General features: G+C 67.2%; 15 protein-coding genes. 7 read left to right on the plus strand and 8 right to left on the minus strand.

Annotated elements, in window-relative coordinates; all coding sequences use genetic code 11:
- Positions 1-96: 96 nt before the first annotated feature.
- The 6 genes from AC1DQQ_RS21460 to AC1DQQ_RS21485 form a co-directional block, all read right to left on the minus strand.
- Positions 97-981 (minus strand): RDD family protein, encoded by an 885-nt coding sequence (locus AC1DQQ_RS21460; protein ID WP_478032915.1) that lies wholly within the window; start codon positions 979-981, stop codon positions 97-99.
- The gene (locus tag AC1DQQ_RS21465) at positions 965-1,996 is read right to left on the minus strand and encodes a stage II sporulation protein M (protein WP_478042403.1); all 1,032 of its coding nucleotides are present in this window, start codon (positions 1,994-1,996) and stop codon (positions 965-967) included. Before AC1DQQ_RS21465 ends, AC1DQQ_RS21460 begins: the two co-directional genes overlap by 17 nt.
- On the minus strand, positions 1,993-3,309 hold the full coding sequence (locus tag AC1DQQ_RS21470; RefSeq protein ID WP_478032913.1) for a DUF58 domain-containing protein: 1,317 nt from the start codon (positions 3,307-3,309) through the stop codon (positions 1,993-1,995). Before AC1DQQ_RS21470 ends, AC1DQQ_RS21465 begins: the two co-directional genes overlap by 4 nt.
- Positions 3,310-3,502: 193 nt before the next feature.
- Positions 3,503-4,459 carry an AAA family ATPase gene (locus AC1DQQ_RS21475; RefSeq protein ID WP_478042402.1) on the minus strand — a complete coding sequence of 319 codons (957 nt, stop codon included), beginning with the start codon at positions 4,457-4,459 and terminating at the stop codon, positions 3,503-3,505.
- Positions 4,456-5,676, minus strand: coding sequence for a hypothetical protein (locus AC1DQQ_RS21480; RefSeq protein ID WP_478042400.1), 1,221 nt, complete (start codon positions 5,674-5,676; stop codon positions 4,456-4,458). Before AC1DQQ_RS21480 ends, AC1DQQ_RS21475 begins: the two co-directional genes overlap by 4 nt.
- Positions 5,673-6,389 carry a DUF4129 domain-containing protein gene (locus AC1DQQ_RS21485; protein WP_478032908.1) on the minus strand — a complete coding sequence of 239 codons (717 nt, stop codon included), beginning with the start codon at positions 6,387-6,389 and terminating at the stop codon, positions 5,673-5,675. The genes AC1DQQ_RS21480 and AC1DQQ_RS21485 overlap by 4 nt, the downstream gene beginning before the upstream one ends.
- A 167-nt stretch (positions 6,390-6,556) precedes the next feature.
- Between AC1DQQ_RS21485 and AC1DQQ_RS21490 the strand changes: the two genes are divergently transcribed.
- Positions 6,557-7,321: a hypothetical protein gene (locus tag AC1DQQ_RS21490; protein WP_478032907.1), complete on the plus strand. Its 765-nt coding sequence runs from the start codon at positions 6,557-6,559 to the stop codon at positions 7,319-7,321.
- 46 nt (positions 7,322-7,367) lie between these two features.
- On the opposite strand, the gene AC1DQQ_RS21495 is transcribed toward AC1DQQ_RS21490, so the two are convergent.
- Positions 7,368-8,609 carry an MFS transporter gene (locus AC1DQQ_RS21495; protein ID WP_478046709.1) on the minus strand — a complete coding sequence of 414 codons (1,242 nt, stop codon included), beginning with the start codon at positions 8,607-8,609 and terminating at the stop codon, positions 7,368-7,370.
- Positions 8,610-8,851: 242 nt separating this feature from the next.
- Between AC1DQQ_RS21495 and AC1DQQ_RS21500 the strand changes: the two genes are divergently transcribed.
- A complete protein-coding gene (locus AC1DQQ_RS21500) occupies positions 8,852-9,901 on the plus strand; it encodes a LacI family DNA-binding transcriptional regulator (RefSeq protein ID WP_478046710.1) in 1,050 nt (349 codons plus the stop codon).
- A gap of 97 nt (positions 9,902-9,998) precedes the next feature.
- The gene (locus AC1DQQ_RS21505) at positions 9,999-12,266 is read left to right on the plus strand and encodes a transferrin receptor-like dimerization domain-containing protein (RefSeq protein WP_478046711.1); all 2,268 of its coding nucleotides are present in this window, start codon (positions 9,999-10,001) and stop codon (positions 12,264-12,266) included.
- Positions 12,267-12,296: 30 nt separating this feature from the next.
- On the opposite strand, the gene AC1DQQ_RS21510 is transcribed toward AC1DQQ_RS21505, so the two are convergent.
- Positions 12,297-13,040: a potassium channel family protein gene (locus AC1DQQ_RS21510; RefSeq protein WP_478032899.1), complete on the minus strand. Its 744-nt coding sequence runs from the start codon at positions 13,038-13,040 to the stop codon at positions 12,297-12,299.
- A gap of 205 nt (positions 13,041-13,245) precedes the next feature.
- Here AC1DQQ_RS21510 and AC1DQQ_RS21515 point away from each other — a divergent pair, with 205 nt between their 5' ends.
- The 4 genes from AC1DQQ_RS21515 to AC1DQQ_RS21530 all read left to right on the plus strand — a co-directional run.
- Positions 13,246-14,364, plus strand: a complete 1,119-nt coding sequence (locus tag AC1DQQ_RS21515) for a CaiB/BaiF CoA transferase family protein (RefSeq protein ID WP_478046712.1) — start codon at positions 13,246-13,248, stop codon at positions 14,362-14,364.
- Positions 14,365-14,419: 55 nt separating this feature from the next.
- Positions 14,420-16,168 carry a chloride channel protein gene (locus AC1DQQ_RS21520; protein WP_478046713.1) on the plus strand — a complete coding sequence of 583 codons (1,749 nt, stop codon included), beginning with the start codon at positions 14,420-14,422 and terminating at the stop codon, positions 16,166-16,168.
- The gene (locus tag AC1DQQ_RS21525; protein WP_478046714.1) at positions 16,165-17,229 is read left to right on the plus strand and encodes a S1C family serine protease; all 1,065 of its coding nucleotides are present in this window, start codon (positions 16,165-16,167) and stop codon (positions 17,227-17,229) included. Before AC1DQQ_RS21520 ends, AC1DQQ_RS21525 begins: the two co-directional genes overlap by 4 nt.
- Before the next feature lie 413 nt (positions 17,230-17,642).
- The coding region (locus AC1DQQ_RS21530; RefSeq protein WP_478046715.1) for a beta strand repeat-containing protein at positions 17,643-20,801 on the plus strand (3,159 nt) is incomplete at its 3' end.

Genomic DNA, 20,801 nt, shown 5'->3' on the forward strand with positions numbered 1-20,801 from the left:
TCACCGAGCTTGTCGCCCGTGGACAGGCCCCACCCCAACCCCWCCCCTKMAGGGGAGGGGCCTACACCCGGCACGACGATTGGGATGGGCAAGCGCTTACGCCGCGCGCGTCGCCTTCGAATATTTATCCTCGCGCCTGAGCCCGATCATCATGCCGCGCTCGAGCCGACCGCAGAGCGCGGCGTAATAGTCCGACAGGAAGCCGTAATCATCGCCATCGTCGGGCATGTCGCCCTTGCGCCGGATCGCGGCCGCGACGGTGACGATCGCGTCGGTATGGCCGCCGCGCAGCACCTCTTCGAGCGTCTGCAGCTCGTAAATGCCGTAGAGATCGAGCTGCGCGTCGCTGAACACGCGGCGCGGGCGGGTGCTTTGCGCCGCCGACGCGGCGAGGTCGTGGCCGAGCTGCGCGCGCGCACGGTGCACCACCCAGGTCCCGGCGAGCAGGTCGCCGACGCGCAGCCTGTCGCGATTGAACAGTGGGAAGAACAGGAAGATCATGCTCCAGGCGAGCGCGAGCAGCGGCAACAGCACATCGCCGCCCGTGAACATCGCGCCGAGCGAAGCGAAGAAATAGGACAGAGGCAGGAATATCTCGATCTCGCGCATCGCGTTGCGCGCGATCACCGCGCCGCCCGTCAGCCGCGCGCCGTCGCGCGCCACCACGCGCAGCCCGACGATCCTCTTGCCCGGCGTCGCGCCGCGCGCGCCCATCTCGAACAAGGTGAACCAGCCGTTCCTCAGGATGAAGAAGCCGACGATCCACAGCCCGACCATCAGGATCGATCGCGATGCGAACGCCATCAGCCCGATCGCGATCGTGGCGAGGATCAGCACGCCCAGCATCAGCACGCCGTCGAGCAGGAACGCGCCAGCGCGCGCACTCGCTGTGCCGAGCTCGATATTGAGGTCGACGCCCTCGGGCGTGATGAAGCGGCGCCGGAGTGCGGCGATCGAGGTACGGCTAGGCGGGCGCGCCATCGCGTTTCCCCCTCGGCATGTAGAAATAGAGCAGCCAGCCGGCCAGCATCACCAGCCCGATCGCGTAGCGCAATTCGTCATTGGTGATCGTCTGGCGTCCGATCCCTTCGAGCAACCCGGCGACCGCCAGCATGACTACCGTGCCGCCCATCGCGGTCGCCGCAGACCGTCCCGCCGCCACCGCCGCATCGGTGCGCGACAGCCGGCCCGGAAACGCGATGGCCAGCCCGATGCGGAACCCAGCCGCGCCCGAGATGATGATCGCGAACAATTCGGTGGTGCCGTGGATCATCAGCCAGCCGATGAAACCATAGCCCAGTCCTTTCGACGCGAAGACCTCGACCATCGCCCCCAGCATCAGGCCGTTATAGACGATCAACCCCGCGGTCGGCACGCAGAACATGAACCCTAAGGCGAACGAGAAGATCGCGATCTGCGCATTGTGGGTGAACAGGAACGAGGCGAACAGGGCGAGCGCGCTCTGTTGCGCGTCCTTGCCGCCGTCATAGAGGGTCTGGCGGAGCAATTCGGTGCTCGCGGTCGGGTCGCGGCCCTGCGCCATGCCGTCGGGGATCATCGCATAATACCAGGACGGATCGTGCGTGATCATCAGATAGGCGACTACCGCGCCGGCGACGGTCAGCAGGAACGAGACCAATGTCTCCTTCCACAATGCCTGCACCGCCTCTGGCCAGCCGCGCGCGAAGAAATGCGCGAGTTGCTTCATCGGCGAGGTCGGAACGCCGTAAATCTGGAAATAGGCGCGCGTGCAGAGCTGTTCGAGATAGGTGATCAGCGCGCGGTCGAGCGAGGTTTCTCGCGCGACCGACAGCGAGGACAGAGCGGCGCGATAGAGCAGGGGCAGGACCAGCAATTGCTGATCGGGCACTGCCTTGACGCCGCGCTTTTCGATCAAGGTCAGGATCTTGTCGAGCTGATCCCAATCGGCCTCGTGCACCGCGCGGAAGCGCGTCGCGTTGACCAGCGGCGTGCGGGCTTCGACATAGGCCGTCACAGCAGGTTCCTCCGCTTGAGGTCGACATAGCCCTCGACCAGGCGATCGGCGACGCGGTCATAGTCGCTCTCGATCACGTGCGCGCCGAGGTGGCGCAGCCGGGTCAGCGCGAGCAGCCGGTCCTTGAGCAATCCCGCCGCGGTCACCGCGCGGGTGATATCGTCGGCGGTATCGGGGGCGTGATCGACCAAAGATTCGAGTTCCTCGTCGCGCAGCACGACGATCAGCAACAGGTGCGTCTCGACCAGCCGGGCGGCGGCGCGGATCATGAAGTCGGCGCTGGTCAGGTCGGTGAATTCGGTGAACATCACGATCATCGACCGCCGCGTCAGCCGCGCGGCGAGCGTGGTCAGCGCATAGGTGTAATTGGTCTCCTCGCCCGAATAATCGATCCCGGCGGCGAGGTGCTGGAGCTCGGGAAAGGCCGAGGCGCCCGAGATCAGCCCGCTGGCGATGCGCGGGCGCGAATCGAACGAATGGAGTGCGACGCGGTCGCCGAGCTTGAGCGCGACCCAACCGGTCAGCAGCATCGCCGCGACCGCGCGGTCGACGCGCGGGATGCCGGCGACGGGCTCGGACATCTGGCGCCCTGAATCGATCGCGAAGACGATCTGGTTGTTGCGTTCGGTGCGATATTCCTTGGCGTGCAGCTTCTGGTGCCGCGCCGATTGCTTCCAGTCGATCGCGCGGCGATCCATGCCCGAGCGGAATTCGACCAAGGCATCGAAATCGGTACCGTCGCCGCGGTCGAGCTGGGTCATCAGTCCCTGTAGCGCGTGGCGCTGAAAGATCCGCGCGCCGCGTTCGCGGACCGGGCGGATATCGGGCAGGATCTTGAGCGCCGCCTCGCTCGCCATCCGCTTCTGCCGCCACACCAGAGCGAGCGGGCCGCGCCAGCGTACCCAGAAAGTCGCGAAATGCGCGGTGCCGCGACGGCGGGTCGCGACCGGCAGCGCGATCGCGCCCTTGCCCTGGTCGAGCTGGACAATGGCGCGGCCGTCATCCTCCAGCGCCACCAGCGGATCGGCGGCGATCGCGATCTGGACATTGCCGGGCCCGCCACGCGCCGGTCCCTCGACGCTGATCACCGCGTCGACCGTTTCGCCGACGCTGGCGGTGCGCGGCAGGGTCAGTCCCGCGGCGATACGGCCGGCAGGCAAGGCGAGCATCGCGTCGATCAGCGCGCCGAGCAGGATCGCCGCGGGCCAGGCCAGCCCGGCATACCAATGGTCCGGCGCCAACACGGCGATCAACAGCGCGACGGGGGCTCCCGCCGCCGCCGCCATCACCGCGAAGCGCGTAGGGTAGATCAAAGCTGATTCCCCTCGGCCGCGCCAATGGAGCGCGGTTCTCGGTGGCCTTCGCTCCCAACCGTCATGCCGGCCTTGTGCCGGCATCCACGGTGCCGCGAGCGCGAAACAAGAAGCTCGAGCGTATCGGCCTGCCGCCCGGTGGATGCCGGGACGAGCCCGGCATGACGATTGGGGGAACCGGCGGAAGCCATCTTCACCGCGGCGCCTCGATCGTCTCGATGATCGAATGCACCACTTCCTCGACCATGCGGCCGTCGATCTCGGCGGCGGGCGACAGGATCAGGCGGTGGCGGAGCAACGCCGGTGCCAGCTGCTTGACGTCGTCGGGAATGACGAAGTCGCGGCCATCGAGTGCTGCGCGCGCCCGCGCCGCGCCGGCCAGCATCGCGCCGGCGCGCGGGGAGGCGCCGCTTTCGAGATCGGCGACGTCGCGCGTGCCGCGGATCAAAGCGGCGATATAGTCGATCACTTCGTCGACCAGCCGCACGGTACCGACCGCGGCGATCGCCTCGCCGATCTTGGCGGCGTCGGCGCGCGGCTCGACGCCCCAGCCTTCCGGTTCCATCGCCGTCGCCCTGGCGCCGTGGGTGGCGATGATCTTGCGCTCCTCGGCGGCCGAGGGATAGTCGACCGTCTGCTTGAACAGGAAGCGGTCGAGTTGCGCCTCGGGCAGCGGATAGACGCCTTGCTGCTCGATCGGGTTCTGCGTCGCCACCACCATGAAGCGATCGCCCAGCGACAGGCTCTCGCCGTCGATCGTGACGGTGCGCTCCTGCATCGCCTCGAGCAATGCCGCCTGGGTCTTGGGCGGGGTGCGGTTGATCTCGTCGGCGAGCAGCATGTCGGTGAAGATCGGCCCCCGCGTCAGCGTGAAGGTCGAGGTCTGGAAGTTGAACAGATTGGCGCCGATAATGTCGCCCGGCATCAAATCGGGGGTGAATTGGATGCGCCCGAACTTGATCCCGACCGCGCGCGCGAAGCTGTGCGCGAGCAACGTCTTGGCGGTGCCCGGCGGGCCTTCGAGCAGGATATGGCCGCCGGCGAACAGCGCCACGAGCATCAGCTCGACGGTCGCTTCCTGGCCGACCACGGCCTTGCCGACTTCCTGGCGAATCGCCATCGCCAGATTGCGGACTTCCTCGACCGTCACTTGCCCTTCTCCTTCTGCCAATCGTGTAGCGCGCGCGCCGCGGCGACGAGGCTTGCCTTGTCGTCCGCATCGTCCACGGCCTGGGCGAGGTCTGTGAACCGCGACCGCCCGGAAATCTTGTCGAGATAGGCGTCGATCGCCGGCCCGCGCAGCCGCGACGGCACGCCGAACGCGACGATCGCGCGCTCGCGGATCGCCTCGACATAGCGCCCGCCGAGCCGTGCCTGGCGCCCGGCCTTGCGGATCAGCGCGGCGGCATTGTCGACCAACGCGGTCTTGCCGAACGCGATCGCGCGCTCGCGATGCACCGCGGGACCGAACCGCGCGAACGCCTGCCATCCGGCCAGCAGCATCGCCGCGACGATCGCCAGGGTCATCGCCAGGAACGGCGGATCGAAGGCGAGCCGCAACGGGTTCTTGGCCTTGCCCAGCCCCGCCAGCGTGACGTCGAAATCGAAATCGCGGTCGGCGTCCTGGTTGAGCGCATCGAGCAGCGCGAGCGCGGCGCGCGCCTGGCTCTCCTTGCGCATCCCCATGTTCGACAGGATGTCGGGGTCGGCCAGGACGTAGAGCGATTTGCTGCCTACTTCGCCCAGCACGATATTGCCCTGATCGTCGGTCAGCAGCGGCTTGAGGTCGGCGCCGCTGATCGTCTGCAGCGGGCGCGGTGCCTCGAACCCGAAATCTTCCGTCATCCAGCCGGCCGAGCGGAGCGGACGCCCGCCGCTGGTCATCCGCGAGACGGTGAATTTGCGGTCGGGCGCGAGCACGCCTTCCGGTTCCTTTTTGTCGATCAGGCCCCAGCGCATCACCCAGCCGGGACGGCCGGCGGGGCGCTGCGGCGCGGTCGACCATTTGGGCAGCACGACCAGGGTCGGTAAATCGTCGCGCCGCAACAACACGTCGCCGAGCGGGGTCGATCCCAGCGGCGGAGTCAGGATCAACAGGCCGTTGGCGGCGAGTTGCGACGGGTCGCGAATCACCCGCGTATCCTTGCCCATCGCACGCGCCAGCCGGACGATGCCGGTATAGCCGGTCGCGCCGTTCGACAGCGCGTGCGCGGACGATCCGTTGGTCGAATCGGCCGGTGCCTCATAGGCATTGCCGAGCAGCAGGGCGACGAAGCCGATGATGCCGACCGCGAGCAACAGGATCACGGTGCGCAGGCGGAACGCGCCGCGATCGTCGCTGCCGCGGCCGATGACGAGGTCGCTCATGCTTTCCACATCTTGGGAAGAGCGAAGTCGGCATAAGCGGCGCGCGCCGCTTGCCAGGCATCGGCGTCGACTGGGCGGCCGCCGAACAGGCTGTGTTCGACATGGCGGGCAATCGACGCGAACAAGTCGCGCGCGCCGCTCGGGATCGCGCTCGCGGCGGCGAGTTCGCGGCTGGTCAGTGCCGGGCGAACGGCTTGTGGCCGGCGCTGGCGAATATCCTCGATCGAGCGGAACAGCAGGTGGTGGACCGCTTCGGCGAACAGACCCTTGGCAGCGAGCGCATCGGCTTCGTCGAGCCAGGCGCGGCCCTGCGCGGCGTCGGGCTGCCATTGCTCCTCTTCCTCGATCGCGACCGGCATCGCGGCGCGCGATCGGCGGCGGGGCAGGCGCCATTGGCCGTAGCGGAGTCGCTCGACGATCAGCCAGATCAGCGCCAGCGCGGCGATGCCGATCACGCCCCATAACAGGATGCGCGCATAAGGCGCCGCCGGCATGAAGCTGGTCAGCCAGGCGAAGAAGCGGCCGATCGGGGCGAGCACGTGCCCCAGCCATTCGAAGAAATGGGCGAGCCCCTTGAGCCAGGCCGGCGGTGCCGGGGGCGGAGGCGGCGGGGCCAGCGTGAACTGGACCGACGGGTCCGCGCGCAGCGCATCATGCGCCGCGGTGAAGCGGTCGGCAGCGGCCGCGGCACCATGCGTATTCCCCCCGGCCAAACGCCACCCCTGCGCTACGACGGTGCAGACTGGGCCTGCACCCGAACTCCACATTGCTTACCCCATGCAGGTAAGCACGCAACCGCTAAAAGTTCCTTTTGAACCAAGTTGTTCTGGACAGCGATGAGCGCGGGGTTCAGCTTGCGACAGAGACATAAGGGGGCTTCATGTCGATCGGACGCATTCTCAACACCGCTTTCGGGGCGATTTTCGGCAATCTGTTCGTGATGTTGGGCATCGCGTTCCTGTTCGGAGGTCTGCCGCAGGGCGTGATCTCCTATTTCCAGGAATCGCTCACGCCACAGCTTGCGGCGGGCTCGATCAGTCTGGGTCAATATGTCGGCGTCGTGATCCTCGCGTCGCTGCTCAACATGGTCTTCACGGTGTTGGCGCAAGGCGCCTTGGTGCGCGCGACGATCGCTTCGAGCCATGGCGAGCGGGCGACGTTCGGCGAATGCTTGTCGACGGCCCTTCGCCGACTGCTGCCGCTGCTGGGATTGGGCATCGTCAGCGGTCTGGCGGTCGGTTTCGCGGCGATCCTGTTGATCGTTCCCGGCATCATCCTCGCAGTCATGTGGTATGTCGCGGCGCCTGTCGTGATCGCGGAGCGCGAAGGCGTGTTTGCCGCTTTGGGACGCAGTGCCGACCTGACCAAGGGCGAGCGCTGGAATGTCTTCGTCGTGCTGTTGATCTTGTTCGCGTTCCTGGTCGGCCTCGTGATCCTCGGGGCGATCGTCGGCGGCATCGCGGGCGCAACGGGCATGGTCAGCGGCGCCGGCAACGCGATGTCACTCTTGGTCGCGGGTGCGACGATGGTCAGCGGGACGATCAGCGCGACGATCGCCGGGGCACTTCCAACCGCCGTCTACATCGAGTTGCGCGGGCTGAAAGAGGGGCCGGAAGCGCATGGGCTCGACGCGGTCTTCGCCTAGACCTGGTGACGGCGGTCTGCTTCTAAAGAACAGCCGGCCTCCGACTTTAACGCCTCCCCCGCACGCCGAGCATCGCCAGCCCCGCGCACAGGACCAGCACCGCCAGCATCGCCATGACCGCGGCGAAATCGCGCGGCGAGGCCAGCCACCAGGTCAGCAACGGGCCGAGCAACGAGGGTAAGGTATTGGTCAGGTTGAACAGGCCGAGATCGCGCCCGCGATGCCGCGGGTCGGGCAGCAATTGCATCGAGAAGGCGACCTGAAGCGGCAGGAACACGCTATAGCCGATCGTATAGCAGGCAAAACCGATCGCTCCCGCCGTCCAGCTATGCGCCGCCGCCATGCCGGCGAGCCCGACCGCGGTGACGATAGCGGCGGCGACCAGGAATGGCTTGCGGCGGTCGAGCCGGTCGGACAGCCGCCCGAACAGCAAGGCGATCGGCAACGGCGCGATGAACGAGAGGGTCAGCAGGTTTCCGACGTGCGCCGCCAGTTCGTCCCTGGGCCCATCCGGAACGATGCTTTCGAAATAATAGAGCAGATAGAGCTGAAGCACGCACCCCGCGACCTGGAAGAGCAATCGCGCGCACCATGCCACCGCCAGGTCATGGCGGCGCATTGCGACCGCGGCGCGCGGCGGATCGACGATCGGCAGCGGCCGCGCGTGGCTCAGGATCAGCGGAGTCAGGCAGATAGCGGCGACCGCGATGACGATCATCAGCCGGCTCGTCTCCCCCAGCGCGGAAATGCCGACGACCAATGCGAGCACGCCGGACGCGACCGGATAGCCAAGCGACAACAGCCCGCCGGTAGTGCTTTTCTGCGAATCGGGTATCTCGTCCGCCATCACCGCGACCAGCGGAGCCAGCACCGCGTTGAGCGCGATCTGGAAGAACACGATCGCGCCGATGATCGTCGCGGGGCTGTCCGCGACCGCGATTGCCGCATAGGCAGCGATCGTCGCGATCAGGCCGCCCACCATCCAGCCCCGCCGGCCGCCGCCGCGCGCCACCGATTGGTCGCTCAACCAGCCGAACAGGATGTTGGAGGTGCTCGCCGCGATCGCTCCGGCGATTACGGTCGCGGTCAGCAGGTCGACTCGCGCCTCGCCCGCCAGCGTCTCGACCTTGATCGCCAGCAACAAGGTCAGCAGCGGGAGATAGCCGATGACCCCGCCGGCATTGGCCAGCGCATAGAGCAGCAGGAACCCGGTCGAGCGCTGCCCGGCTGCCGCGCCGCCGGTCGTGTCGCGTCGTCGGTCGACTGGCGGGGCGGGGATGCGGGACATCGGTTGGCTGGCATCATGTACGCGCGGGCAAGGCTCGGCAACGGGTAGATCGGTGGCTGGAGGGTTTGGCCGATCGCCGCCTCGTGGGCGCGACCAAAGTCGTACGGATTCGGGGCTTCCTGCTTTTTCAATATGAAGCTACCCAAGGATCATGCCGCGTAGCCATCGCCTGACCGCCCAAATGCCGCGCGACCGGGTGTCGTGCCCGGCCGCTTGCGCGACGATCGGGCGCTGAGCGGTCGATGGCGCGGCGCAGGCAGAGCATTACGATCAAGCATGTCGCCGTTGATGCCGGCGTGTCGATGCAGACGGTCAGCCGGGTTATCAACAAGGAGCCCAATGTCCGGCGCAACATGATCGAGCGCGTCCAGCGATCGATCGACAAGCTCGGCTATGTTCCGTCGATCGCCGCGCAGCGGCTGGCCGGGACGCGATCCTATCTGATCCTGGCGCTCAACGATCGCGAGCGTACGATCGAGGGTTGGCGCGCGCGCGAGGGCAGCGACTGGGTCGACCAGATGCTGCTCGGCGGCATGTTGACCTGCGCGCAGCACGGCTATCGCCTGATCGTCGAACTGATCGACACGCATAGCGACCATATCGAGCGCGAGTTGCTCGCGGCGATCGCATCGCTGCAGCCCGACGGCGTTATCCTGACTCCGCCGCATTCGGAGAACCCGCTGATCATCGACCTGCTGGTCGCGCACGGGATCAGCTTTGCGCGGATCGGGTCGCTGCGGCCGGGGCCGGGGTTCGCGCTGACGCTGGACGATGAGCGCGCGGCGCGGCTCGCGACCGAGCATCTGATCGGCCTCGGGCATCGACGGATTGGCTTCGTCGCCGGCCCGCCGGATTATGAAGTGAGCGGCTGGCGCGTCGACGGCTGGCGCGCGGCGATGGCGGCGGCGGGGTTGCCGACCGACGGCCTGCTCGCGGCCGGCGACTTCTCTTATGCGTCGGGCAAGGCCGCCGCGACGCAATTGCTCGGCCGCGCGCCGGCCCCGACCGCGATCGTCGCGAGCAACGATCAGATGGCGCTGGCAACCTTGGAGGTCGGGCGCGAGCGCGGGTTGGCGGTGCCGCGCGATCTGTCGCTGATCAGTTTCGACGACACGCCGATCGTCCGCTTCACGCATCCTCCGCTGACCGCCGTGGTTCAGCGAATCGCCGAAGTAACCTCGCGCGCGGTCGAACTGATCATCACCGACCGCACCGGCAAGCATGAGTCCGCCGAGCCTGTCGTGGTGCCGGCCGAGCTCGCCATCCGCGGATCGACTGCCGCGCCGGGCTAGGATTGCGCGGGTGCGGTAAAGGCTGGCCTGTTCCAAAGACTTCGCTAGGGTGCGCTCCGTTTCCAACGGGGTTGATCCAGCAGCAAAGGGGCGCGCGATGGCGAAGGACCAATATTGGGGTCGGTCGGGGGCGCGTCGCGTCCGGATGAACGCCAAATCGGCGCTGGCCGCCATGGCAATCGCATTGGTCGCGGCGCAACCGCTCGGCGCGCAGACCATCGGCACCGCCGCGACCGAAAAGGCGTTCGATGCCCAGATCAGCAGCGCCGATCAGCTCGCCTGGCTCAAGGAGATGTCGTCGGCGCCCAACCATGTCGGCAGCCCGCACGACAAGGCCAATGCCGAGATGGAGCTGGCGCTGTTCAGGCAATGGGGCTGGGACGCGCATATCGAGACCTTCAAGGTGCTCTACCCGACCCCGATCTCGACCACGCTCGAACTGGTAGGGGCTGACCGCGTGACGCTGGGCGGGCAGGAACCGCAACTCGGCCCCGACAAGCTCGACGGCGCGCTGCCGCCTTATGTCGCTTATCAGGGTGACGGCGATGTCACCGCGCCGGTCGTCTACGTCAATTACGGCATGCCCGACGATTACGATTCGCTCGCGCGGCGCGGGATCAGCGTGAAGGGCAAGATCGTCATCGCGCGCTATGGCGGCGGCTGGCGCGGATTGAAGCCGAAGTTGGCGCAAGAGCATGGCGCGGTCGGCTGCCTGATCTATTCGGACCCGGGCGACGACGGCTATGCCCGCGGCGACGTCTATCCCAAGGGCGGGGCGCGGCCCGAGGGCGGTGTCCAGCGCGGCTCGGTGATGGACATGACGACCTATCCGGGCGATCCGTTGACCCCCGGCGTCGGCGCGACCGACAATGCCAAGCGCCTGACCCGCGCCGAGGCCAAGACGATCCTCAAGATCCCCGCGCTGCCGATCTCTTATGGTGACGCCGCCAAGATCCTCGCCGGGCTCGACGGTCCGGTGGTCACGGGCAAGGATCGCGGCGGGCTGCCGATCACCTACCATTGGGGCGGGTCCGATGCGGTCAAGGTGCACCTCGCGGTCAAGTCGGACTGGTCGCTCAAGACGCTGTACGACGTGATCGCGGTGATGAAGGGCAGCACGCGTCCCGACGAATGGATCGTGCGCGGCAACCATCGCGACGGCTGGGTGTTCGGTGCCGACGATCCGCTCTCGGGTCAGGTTGCGCTGATGTCCGAGGCCAAAGCGCTCGGCGCGCTGGCCAAGACCGGGTGGCGGCCCGACCGCACATTGGTCTATGCCAGCTGGGACGGTGAGGAACCCGGCCTGCTCGGCTCGACCGAATGGGCCGAGACGCATGCCGATGAGCTCCAGGCCAAGGCCGTGCTCTACATTAACACCGACGACACCTCACGCGGCTTCCTCGGCGCCGAAGGCAGCCATACGCTCCAGCATTTCGTCAATTCGATCGCGCGCGACGTGCCCGATCCGCAAACCGGGGTCAGCGTCTATGATCGCCTCCGCGCGAGCATCCGCGCCGGCGCCTATTCGGGCAGCGGGCGCGATGCAGGGTCGGGGGCGCTCGAGGCGGCAAAGGCGGGCGGCGATATCCCGATCGGTGCGCTCGGCTCGGGCTCGGACTATAGCTCGTTCATCGCGCATCTCGGCATCCCGTCGGTCAATCTCGGCTTCGGCGGAGAGGGCGCGGGCGGCGGGTCGTATCACTCCGCCTATGACACTTATTACCACGTCACCAATTTCGACGATCCCGGACTGGTCTATGGCGCGACCTTGTCCAAGTTCGTCGGGCGGATGGTGCTGCGCGCGGCGGCCGCACCGCGCGTGCCGATGCGCTATGGCGACATGGCCTCGACCGTGGCGCGCTATGTCGGCGAAGTGAAGAAGCTGGCGGCCGATCAGCGCGACCAGGACCGCGCGCTCAAGGACCTCAACCGCGACGACGTGTTCAAGCTGACCGCCAACCCGGTCGATCCCACCGCCGCGCCGGAGGATAAAGGCGTGACCCCGCTGATCGACATGCTCGCGCTGGAGGATGCGTCGGACCATCTGACCCGCTCGTCGCGCGCCGCCGATGCCGCGTTCGAGCGTGCCTCGCCCGACAAGGTCGCCAAGGCGATGGCGGTGCTCAAGGGAGTCGATCAATTGCTGCTCGACAAGGACGGCCTGCCTGGGCGGCCCTGGTACCGCAATTTGATCTACGCACCCGGAACGCTGACCGGTTATGGTGCCAAGACCTTGCCCGGCATTCGCGAAGGGATCGAGCAGCGCCGTTTCGACGACGCCAAGGAATATGTCGCGAAGACCGCAGCGGCGCTCAACCGCTATGCCGACCGACTCGACGCGGCGGTCAGGCTGTTGAAGGGCTGATTTCCTGCCGCTTCGACCGTTCGACGATCGTCAGGATTGGTCGGCGTCTGTCTGAACGGGTTGCTTCGGCGGTTGCTGTTCGTGTGCCAGATGCAGCGCGACAAGGCGGGCGAGCAGGGTTGCGGGAAAGAGCTGGCCGAACACCGCTTCGAGCGTCGCCAGGCTACGCGCCAGGGGGTGGAGCGGGGTGATGTCGCCAAAGCCGACCGTCGTGATCGTGGTCAGGCTGAAATAGGTGAAGGCGGCAGTCGGCGCCTCGCCAGGCTGTATCACGATGTGGAACGCCTCGGGCACGACTTGCTGAAGGGCGGTATAGGCTATGCCGAACAATGCGGCGACGTTGAGATAAAGCAGGATCGCGCCGCGCACGCGGTGGACGGTCACGCGCTCGGCGGAAAAGACGTGGCGGGCGATCAGCGCGGTGATGGCGGCGTTGAACGCGAACGCGATCAGCGCGACCAGTTCGTGTTGTGCCGCGACGTCGAGATGGAGGTCGGCGCCCAGCCGTTGCGACACCGATGGCCCCATCGCCAACAAGGCCAGCGCGGCGATCACCACGCCCTGGACCACGCGGTGCCGCGTCAGCGCGGCGACGCTGATGGCGGCGAACGAGAAATGACAGAGATCGAGCAGGATCCGCCCGCCGGTCGAACGCGCGCCAAACGGAATGACCGCGAACAAGGTCACGCCCTGAAGGACGAGCAGGGCAGTCAGCGCGGTGTCGACTCGATGCTGGCGCAGGGTGTTGAAAGTGGTCTGGACTGTGCTCGGCATGCCGCGTTTTCGGGCGGCCGCCACGGCTTGGCAATGGCGGCCGCGACGAACGGAGCGCGGGGCGCAATGAGGCATCTCGAGTCGAGAAGATCTACTGGTCGGCCACTATCCATCCGCGGCGTCGGTGCTGAGGTTCGTCATCGCGCGAACGCCGCCCGAGCTGCATGGCAGTGACATCGCCGCGATCAGGCGCCAAGGAAGTCGAATGACCAAACCCGCTCCGCTCGCCGGCCTCAAGGTGCTCGAACTCGCGCGTATCCTGGCGGGACCGTGGGCGGGCCAGGTCCTGGCCGATCTCGGCGCCGAGGTGATCAAGGTCGAGAGCCCGGCGGGCGACGACACGCGCACCTGGGGGCCGCCGTTCATCGTCAACCCCGACGGCACGCGCGACGCGGCCTATTACCATTCGTGCAACCGCGGAAAGTCGTCGGTGGTGATCGACTTCACTACGCCCGAGGGGCAGGCCGAGGTGCGGCGACTGGCGGCGGACAGCGACGTCTTGATCGAGAATTTCAAGGTCGGCGGCCTCGTCAAATACGGGCTCGATTATGCCAGCCTGGCGGCGATCAACCCGCGCCTGATCTATTGCTCGATCACCGGCTTCGGCCAGGACGGGCCCTATGCCCCGCGTCCCGGCTACGACTTCATCATCCAGGGGATGAGCGGGATGATGGACCTGACCGGCGATCCCGACGGCGCGCCGCAGAAAATCGGGGTGGCGATGGCCGACATCGCCACTGGCCTCTATTCGGTGATCGGCATCCAGGCGGCGCTGATCCAGCGCGACAGGACCGGGCGCGGCCAGCATATCGATATGGCGCTGCTCGACACGATGACCGGGGTGCTCGCCAATCAGGCGGCGAATTACTTCGCCAGCGGAGTCACGCCGCCGCGCGTCGGCAATGCGCACCTCAACGTCTCGCCTTACGCGGTCTTCCCGACCAGCGACGGCTGGTTCATCCTGGCGGTCGGCAATGACGGTCAGTTCCAGCGCTTCTGCGGCGTGGTCGGAATCGAGCCCGAGCAGCGCTGGGCGACCAATGCCGGCCGGATCGAGCATCGCGCGCCGCTCTTCGCAGCGATCGAGACGGCCGCGCGCCGGTTCGAGCGCGACGATCTGCTGGTCAGGCTGGAAGCGGTCGGTGTCCCGGTCGGACCGATCAACACGGTCGAGCAGGCGCTGATGGATCCTCAGGTTCAGGCGCGCGGCATGGTCGTGCCGGGCGAGCGGCTCGACGGCCTCAGGACCCCGATTCGCTTCTCCGACGCCGACCTCGCGCTCGGCCGCCCCGCGCCGCGGCTTGGCGAAGCGCGGCAAGACTGATTTTGCCCCGGCGGGGCGGGTGACATCTTCGCCCTCGGCGATTAGGCGGATCGCGATGGCGTCCCTCCCCGCCTTTCGACCCGCAGGTCTGTTGATCGGATTGCGGCGGCGCTTCCGTACCAGCGAAGCGGCGCTGATCTTGCTCGCGCTCGGCATCGGCCTGACGGCGGGGCTGCTCACCTTGATCCAGAGCGGAATCGCGCATTTCATGCAGTCGCTCTTCTACGGCGTGTCGGGCGACGAGCGGTTGAGTGCGCAAACCACGATCGAACCCCTCCGCCTGCTCGCGCTGCCGTTGGGCGGATTGTTGCTGGCGGGGCTTGGCCGCTTGCTGCGCCGGGGCCGCGCGCCGGTCGACGTGGTCGAGGCCAATGCGCTGCACGGCGGCGTCATCCCGATGCGCGACAGCCTGACCGTCGCCGCGCAAACCCTGTTGTCGAACGGCATGGGCGCGTCGGTCGGACTCGAGGCGGCCTATGCCCAGATGGGCGGCGGAGTCGCGTCGCTGGTCGGGCAATGGTTGAGGCTGCGGCGCGCGGACCTTCGCGTGCTGGTCGGGGCAGGCGCGGGCGCGGCGGTGGGCGCGGCATTCGGGGCGCCGCTGACCGGGGCGTTTTATGCGTTCGAGATCGTGCTGGGCGCTTATACGCCCGCGGCGATCGCGCCGGTCGCGGTGGCGGCGCTGGCAGCAGTGGTGACGATGCGCGTCTCGGGCGTGCCGGCCTATTTGATCGTCCTGCCCACGGCGGAGGCGATCACCACCTGGGACTATTTCCTGTTCGCCTCGCTCGGGCTGGTCTGCGCGGTGGTCGGCATCGTGCTGATGCGCGCGGTCACGTTGGTCGAGATCGGGACGCGGCGCCTGCCGATCCCCGATATCTATCGCCCGGTGATCGGCGGATTGCTACTGATCCCGATCGCCGCGTTGTCGCCCCAGGCGTTGTCGGCAGGCCACGGGGCATTGCACCTCGATCTGACGATGAAGGTCGGGCTGGCGTTCCTTGCGACGATCTTCGTGCTCAAGGTCGCGGCGTCGGCGATCTCGCTCGGGTTCGGATTTCGCGGCGGCCTGTTCTTCGCCTCATTGTTCCTCGGGTCGCTGGTCGGCCAGTTGTTCGCGGGGCTTGTCAACCTCATCCCCGGCGCCGCGCATGTCAGCGCCAACGACGCAGCCTTGGTCGGCATGGCGGCGATGGCGGTCGCGGTGGTCGGCGGGCCGATGACGATGTCGCTGCTGGTGCTCGAATCGACACACGATTTCGCGCTCACCGCGGTCGCGATCACCGCGTGCCTGTGCGCGAGCACCCTGGTGCGAGAGACCTTCGGCTTCTCTTTCTCGACCTGGCGCCTGCACACGCGCGGCGAGACGATCCGCAGCGCGCGCGATGTCGGCTGGATCAAGACGCTGACCGCGGGACGGATGATGCGGCGCGGCATCCCCGAAATCGAGGGCGACACGTCAATCGCCGAATTCCGCCGCCGTTTCCCGCTGGGATCGATTACCCAGGTCGTCGCGCTCGGCCCGACCGGCGCCTATGCCGGGTTGATCCCGACCGTCGCTGCGCATGCGCCCGCGCTAGCCGAGGATGCGCCGGTCACCGCGGCGGCGATCCTGACCGACTTCACTTTGTCGCCCGATCAGGATGCCGCGGCGATCATGCGCGCGTTCGAGGAGCGCGAAGCCAACGAATTCGTCGTCACCGACGCCGACGGCACCGTGCTGGGCGTGGTCAGCGAGCGCTATGTCCGGCGGCGCTATACCGACGAGATCGAAAAGGCGCAGCGCGAGTTGTTCGGCGAATGAGCGCCACCCCGCCCGCCATGCCGTTCAGGAAACTGGCGATCACTGCCGCCGTCGTCCTGGTGTTGATCGTGATCGGCGTGGTGACCGGAGCACAGCTCTGGCGCCCGATGGCGACGGTTGAGCGCCACGTGGTCGCGCCGATCCAGCGCGTGACCAATCGCGCCTCTCCTTCCGAGATGTTGCCGGATCTGGTCGACACGGCCTGCCCGGCGCTGGTCAGGATCGGACTGGGCGTGCCGCCCGCCTCGACCGCCAGGCCGAGCCTGCTGGCGTCGCGCGAGCTTACCGGCATCGTCGTGTCACCCGATGGCTATATCGTCACCAGTGGCCGGATGCTGGCCGGTCGCGACACCTTGCCGGTCCAGTTCAATGACGGCCGCGAGTTGGACGCCAAGGTGGTGGCGAGCGACCCGCTGTCGGGGCTCGCGCTGGTCAAGGTCGACGGACGGAATTTCGCGACGCTGCAATTCGCCGACGCCGACTTGCCGCGGACCGGCCAATGGGGATTCAGCCTGACCTCGCCCGCGGGAAGCGGATGCGCGGTGCAGACCGGGGCGATCGCCCGGGATTTCGCGGCCGGCGGCGAGGCGCTGCGATCGTCGGTATCGATCGGCCCCGCGCCCACCGAAAACGCTGAGGGCGTACCCTTTATCGGCAGCGACGGCCGCGTGCTCGGTCTGTCTGCCTTTCCCGACGACGACAGCGCCGGCGATCTCGGGGTGCTGCTTCCCGGCGACGTCGCCGCGCGAATCGTCAGCGAGATGCTGCGGAGCGGAGCGCCGCCGGCGGCGCCGTTCGGCATCGTGACCGAGGATTTAGGCCCCGTTCTGGCCAAGCGGCTGGGTGCCGATCGCCAGCGCGGCGCGGTGGTGGTGATGGTCAAACCGGGCTCGCCCGCCGACACGGCCGGCCTGAGAGCGGGCGACGTCGTGCTGACCGCGGGCCAGTCGCCGATCTCGGGCGCGTCCGAACTCGGCCGCGCGCTCGATCCCGATGCGCCGTCGATCGACCTCGAAATCGTCAGGCGGGGCGAGCGTCAGCAATTGACCCTGAAGTCGTAATCGAGCGGCCCACCCTCGGCCCGGCGATATCGGCCTGTTTCATCACCCAGGAAAGCGAAACGGGCCCGGCTGACGAGCTGTTGATCCCCATCGCGATCCACCTGCTCGAGTTCCGGCCTCAGATTTTGGGATCGTGAGCGTCGCCGCGATCGCCGGCATTTCGATCTGTCGACGCAGATCGCGACCATTTTGAGTGAAAACGGCGATCGTTTCTCGCTAAAAACAATATCTTACGCGAAGATAGTGACCGCCATAACCCCTAGAGTCGCTGCGTTGGATAAGTTCGTGAATTGTCGCATTTAGCCAATAGCGGCGAATAATCATGAAGTATTAGACCAGCACACACGGACGATTGCCTAATCGTGCGGCCTTCGGGTCGTGCGTGCTAAGTCCGCGCAACAGAGGGGAATAATATGACACGCACACCGTATTCGTCGGGCCGTCTTCCTTTCGACTCCAAGGTGTCATCCTCGATAGCCGCACGCCGCCGCAATCTGCGCTCGCAGGCGAGCCGGCTGACGTTGCGCTCGACCGTCGCGGCGGCGGCTTTTGTCGGCCTGGGCGTGTTCGCGCCTAGCGAGGCCTGGGCGCAATGCGTCGTCGGTGCCACAACGGTGACCTGCGCGGATACGTCCACGACCGACACGACCTTTCCGGCCAACCCGCCGGTCGATCGCAATTACCAGGGCATCCTCCCCACCCCGATCGTCGTCACCGTCAACAGCGGAGCAACGATTAGCGGCAACGGGCTCGCTTTCACGAACAATGGAACGGGCGGCATCACGGTCAATAATGGCGGCACGATCAGCGTCGATGCGGGTAATACGCCGACCGCGGGCGGCACCGCGGCGCTATCGCTCACTGCGCTTGGCGGGCCGATCGTCTATACCGGCGGCGACATCGTCAACAACGGCAACGGCAACGCGCTTGATGCGAGGCAGAGTGGCGGGGTCGGCTCGGTCAGCATCACCGCCGGCAACATCTTCGCCGCGGCCGGCGAAGGCATCACGGTTCGCGACGTTGCCACCAGCACGGGGATCGACATCACCACTAACGGCACCGTCACCGCGCTGACCGCCGGCAAGGACGGCATCGACGCGCAGAGCTCGTCGCTGACCGGCAACATCACCGAGGTCGCCAATGGCAACATCCAGGCGGGCAATGCCGGCATGGTGGCGGCGCTTCTCAATGCTGGGGCGACCGGCAATATCAATGTGACCGCCAACGGCTCGATCGATGCGCGATTCGGCGTGGATGCGGAGAATTTCGGGTCGGGTACCACCAGTGTCACTACGGTCGGTCCGGTCAATGTAACGACCGGCAACGGCATCTTCGCGCTGACGACGGGCGGTAACGTCACGGTCAATGCGGGCGATGTCACCGCGGCCAGCAACACCGCGATCATCGCGCAGCAGACCAAGGTCGCGGGCGCGGGCAATGTCGATGTGACCGCGGGCAACGTCTCGGGCACGACCGGCATCGATGCGCACAACTTTGGCACTGGTACCGTCAGTGTCACCGCCAACGGCACGGTGACGGGTACGTTTGCCGAGGGCATCAAGGCAGTCGGCAACGATGCGGTGACCATCTCGGTCGCCGATACGGTGACTGGCGCGACGCGCGGCCTGAGCCTGGTCGGCGGCACTGGCGGCGCGGGCAACATCAGCGTCACCGGGACCGGCGGATTCGTCGGCGGCACTGGCGACGCGGCGAACATCCTGAACAATGGTTCGGGCAATGTCACGGTCGACATTTCGGGCGCGAGCAGCTCGGCCGGCGGCGAGGGCATCTTCGTTCGCGATACGGCCGCAGGCGGCAATATCAGCGTCACCACCGGCGCAGTGACCGCGCTGACGGCGGGCAAGGACGGGATCGACGTTCAGGCGCAGACGCTGACCGGCAATGTGACCGAGGTCGCGAACGGCGACATCAACGCGGGCAATGCCGGCATGGTGGCGGCGATCCTCAACGCGGCGGGCACCGGCAATATCGACGTGACCGCCAACGGCGCAATCACCGCGCGGTTCGGCATCGACGCCGAGAATTTCGGATCAGGCAATACGACGGTCACCACCGTCGGCCCGGTCAATGTGACGACGGGTAACGGCATCTTTGCGTTGGCCACCGGCGGCAACGTCTCGGTTACCGCGGGCGACGTCACCGCGGCCAGCAACACCGCGATCATCGCGCAGCAGACCAAGGTCGCCGGTGCGGGCAATGTCGATGTGACCGCGGGCAACGTCTCGGGCACGACCGGCATCGATGCGCACAACTTTGGCACGGGTACCGTCAGCGTCACCGCCAACGGCACGGTGACGGGCACGTTTGCCGAGGGCATCAAGGCAGTCGGCAACGATGCGGTGACCATCTCGGTCGCCGATACGGTGACGGGCGCGACGCGCGGCCTGAGCCTGGTTGGCGGCACTGGCGGCGCGGGCAACATCAGCGTGACCGGGACCGGCGGGTTCGTCGGCGGGACCGGCGACGCGGCGAACATCCTGAACAACGGTTCGGGCACCGTCACGGTCGACATTTCGGGCGCGAGCAGTTCGGCCGGAGGCGAAGGCATCAAGGTGCGTGACACCGCGGCCGGCGGCGATATCAGCATCACCACCGGTGCGGTTACCGCGCTGACCGCGGGCATGGACGCGATCGACGTCCAGAGCCAATCGCTGACCGGCAACGTGACCGAAGTAGCGAACGGCGACATCAATGCGGGCAATGCCGGCATGGTGGCGGCGATCCTCAACGCGGCCGGCACCGGCAATATCGACGTGACCGCCAACGGCGCGATGACGGCGCGGTTCGGCATCGACGCCGAGAATTTCGGGTCGGGCAATACGACTGTCACCACCGTCGGTCCGGTCAATGTGACGACCGGTAACGGCATCTTTGCGTTGACGACGGGCGGCAACGTCTCGGTCACCGCGGGCGACGTCACCTCGACCGGCAACACGGCGATCATCGCGCAGCAGATCAAGGTCGCGGGCGCGGGCAATGTCGATGTGACCGCGGGCAACGTTTCGGGCACGACCGGCATCGATGCGCACAATTTCGGCACCGGCACGGTCAGCGTGGCAGCCAATGGCACGGTGACCGGCACGGCGGCCGAGGGCATCAAGGCAGTCGGCAACGACGCGGTGACGGTGACCGTCGCCGATACCGTGACCGGCGCGACCAACGGTCTGACCCTGATCGGCGGCACCGGCGGCGCGGGCAATATCAGCGTGACGGGCGCCGGCGGCTTCTTCGGCGGAACTGGCGACGGCGCCAATATCCTCAACAACGGTTCGGGCACGGTCACCTTCAATATCTCGGGTGCCAGCGGTTCGACCGCCGGCAACGGCATCATCGTTCGCGATACCGCGGTTGGCGGCGACATCAGCGTCACGACCGGCGCGGTGACGGCGCTGGCGGTCGGCAAGAACGCGATCGATGTGCAGAGCCAGTCCCTGACCGCCAATGTCACTGAGGTGGCCAATGGCGATATCCAGGCGGGCAATGCCGGCATGGTGGCTGCCATCTTCCCGGCAGCGGCGACCGGCAATATCGACGTGACCGCGAATGGCGCG

It is taken from the genome of Sphingomonas sp. P4_G3, from assembly GCF_056401105.1.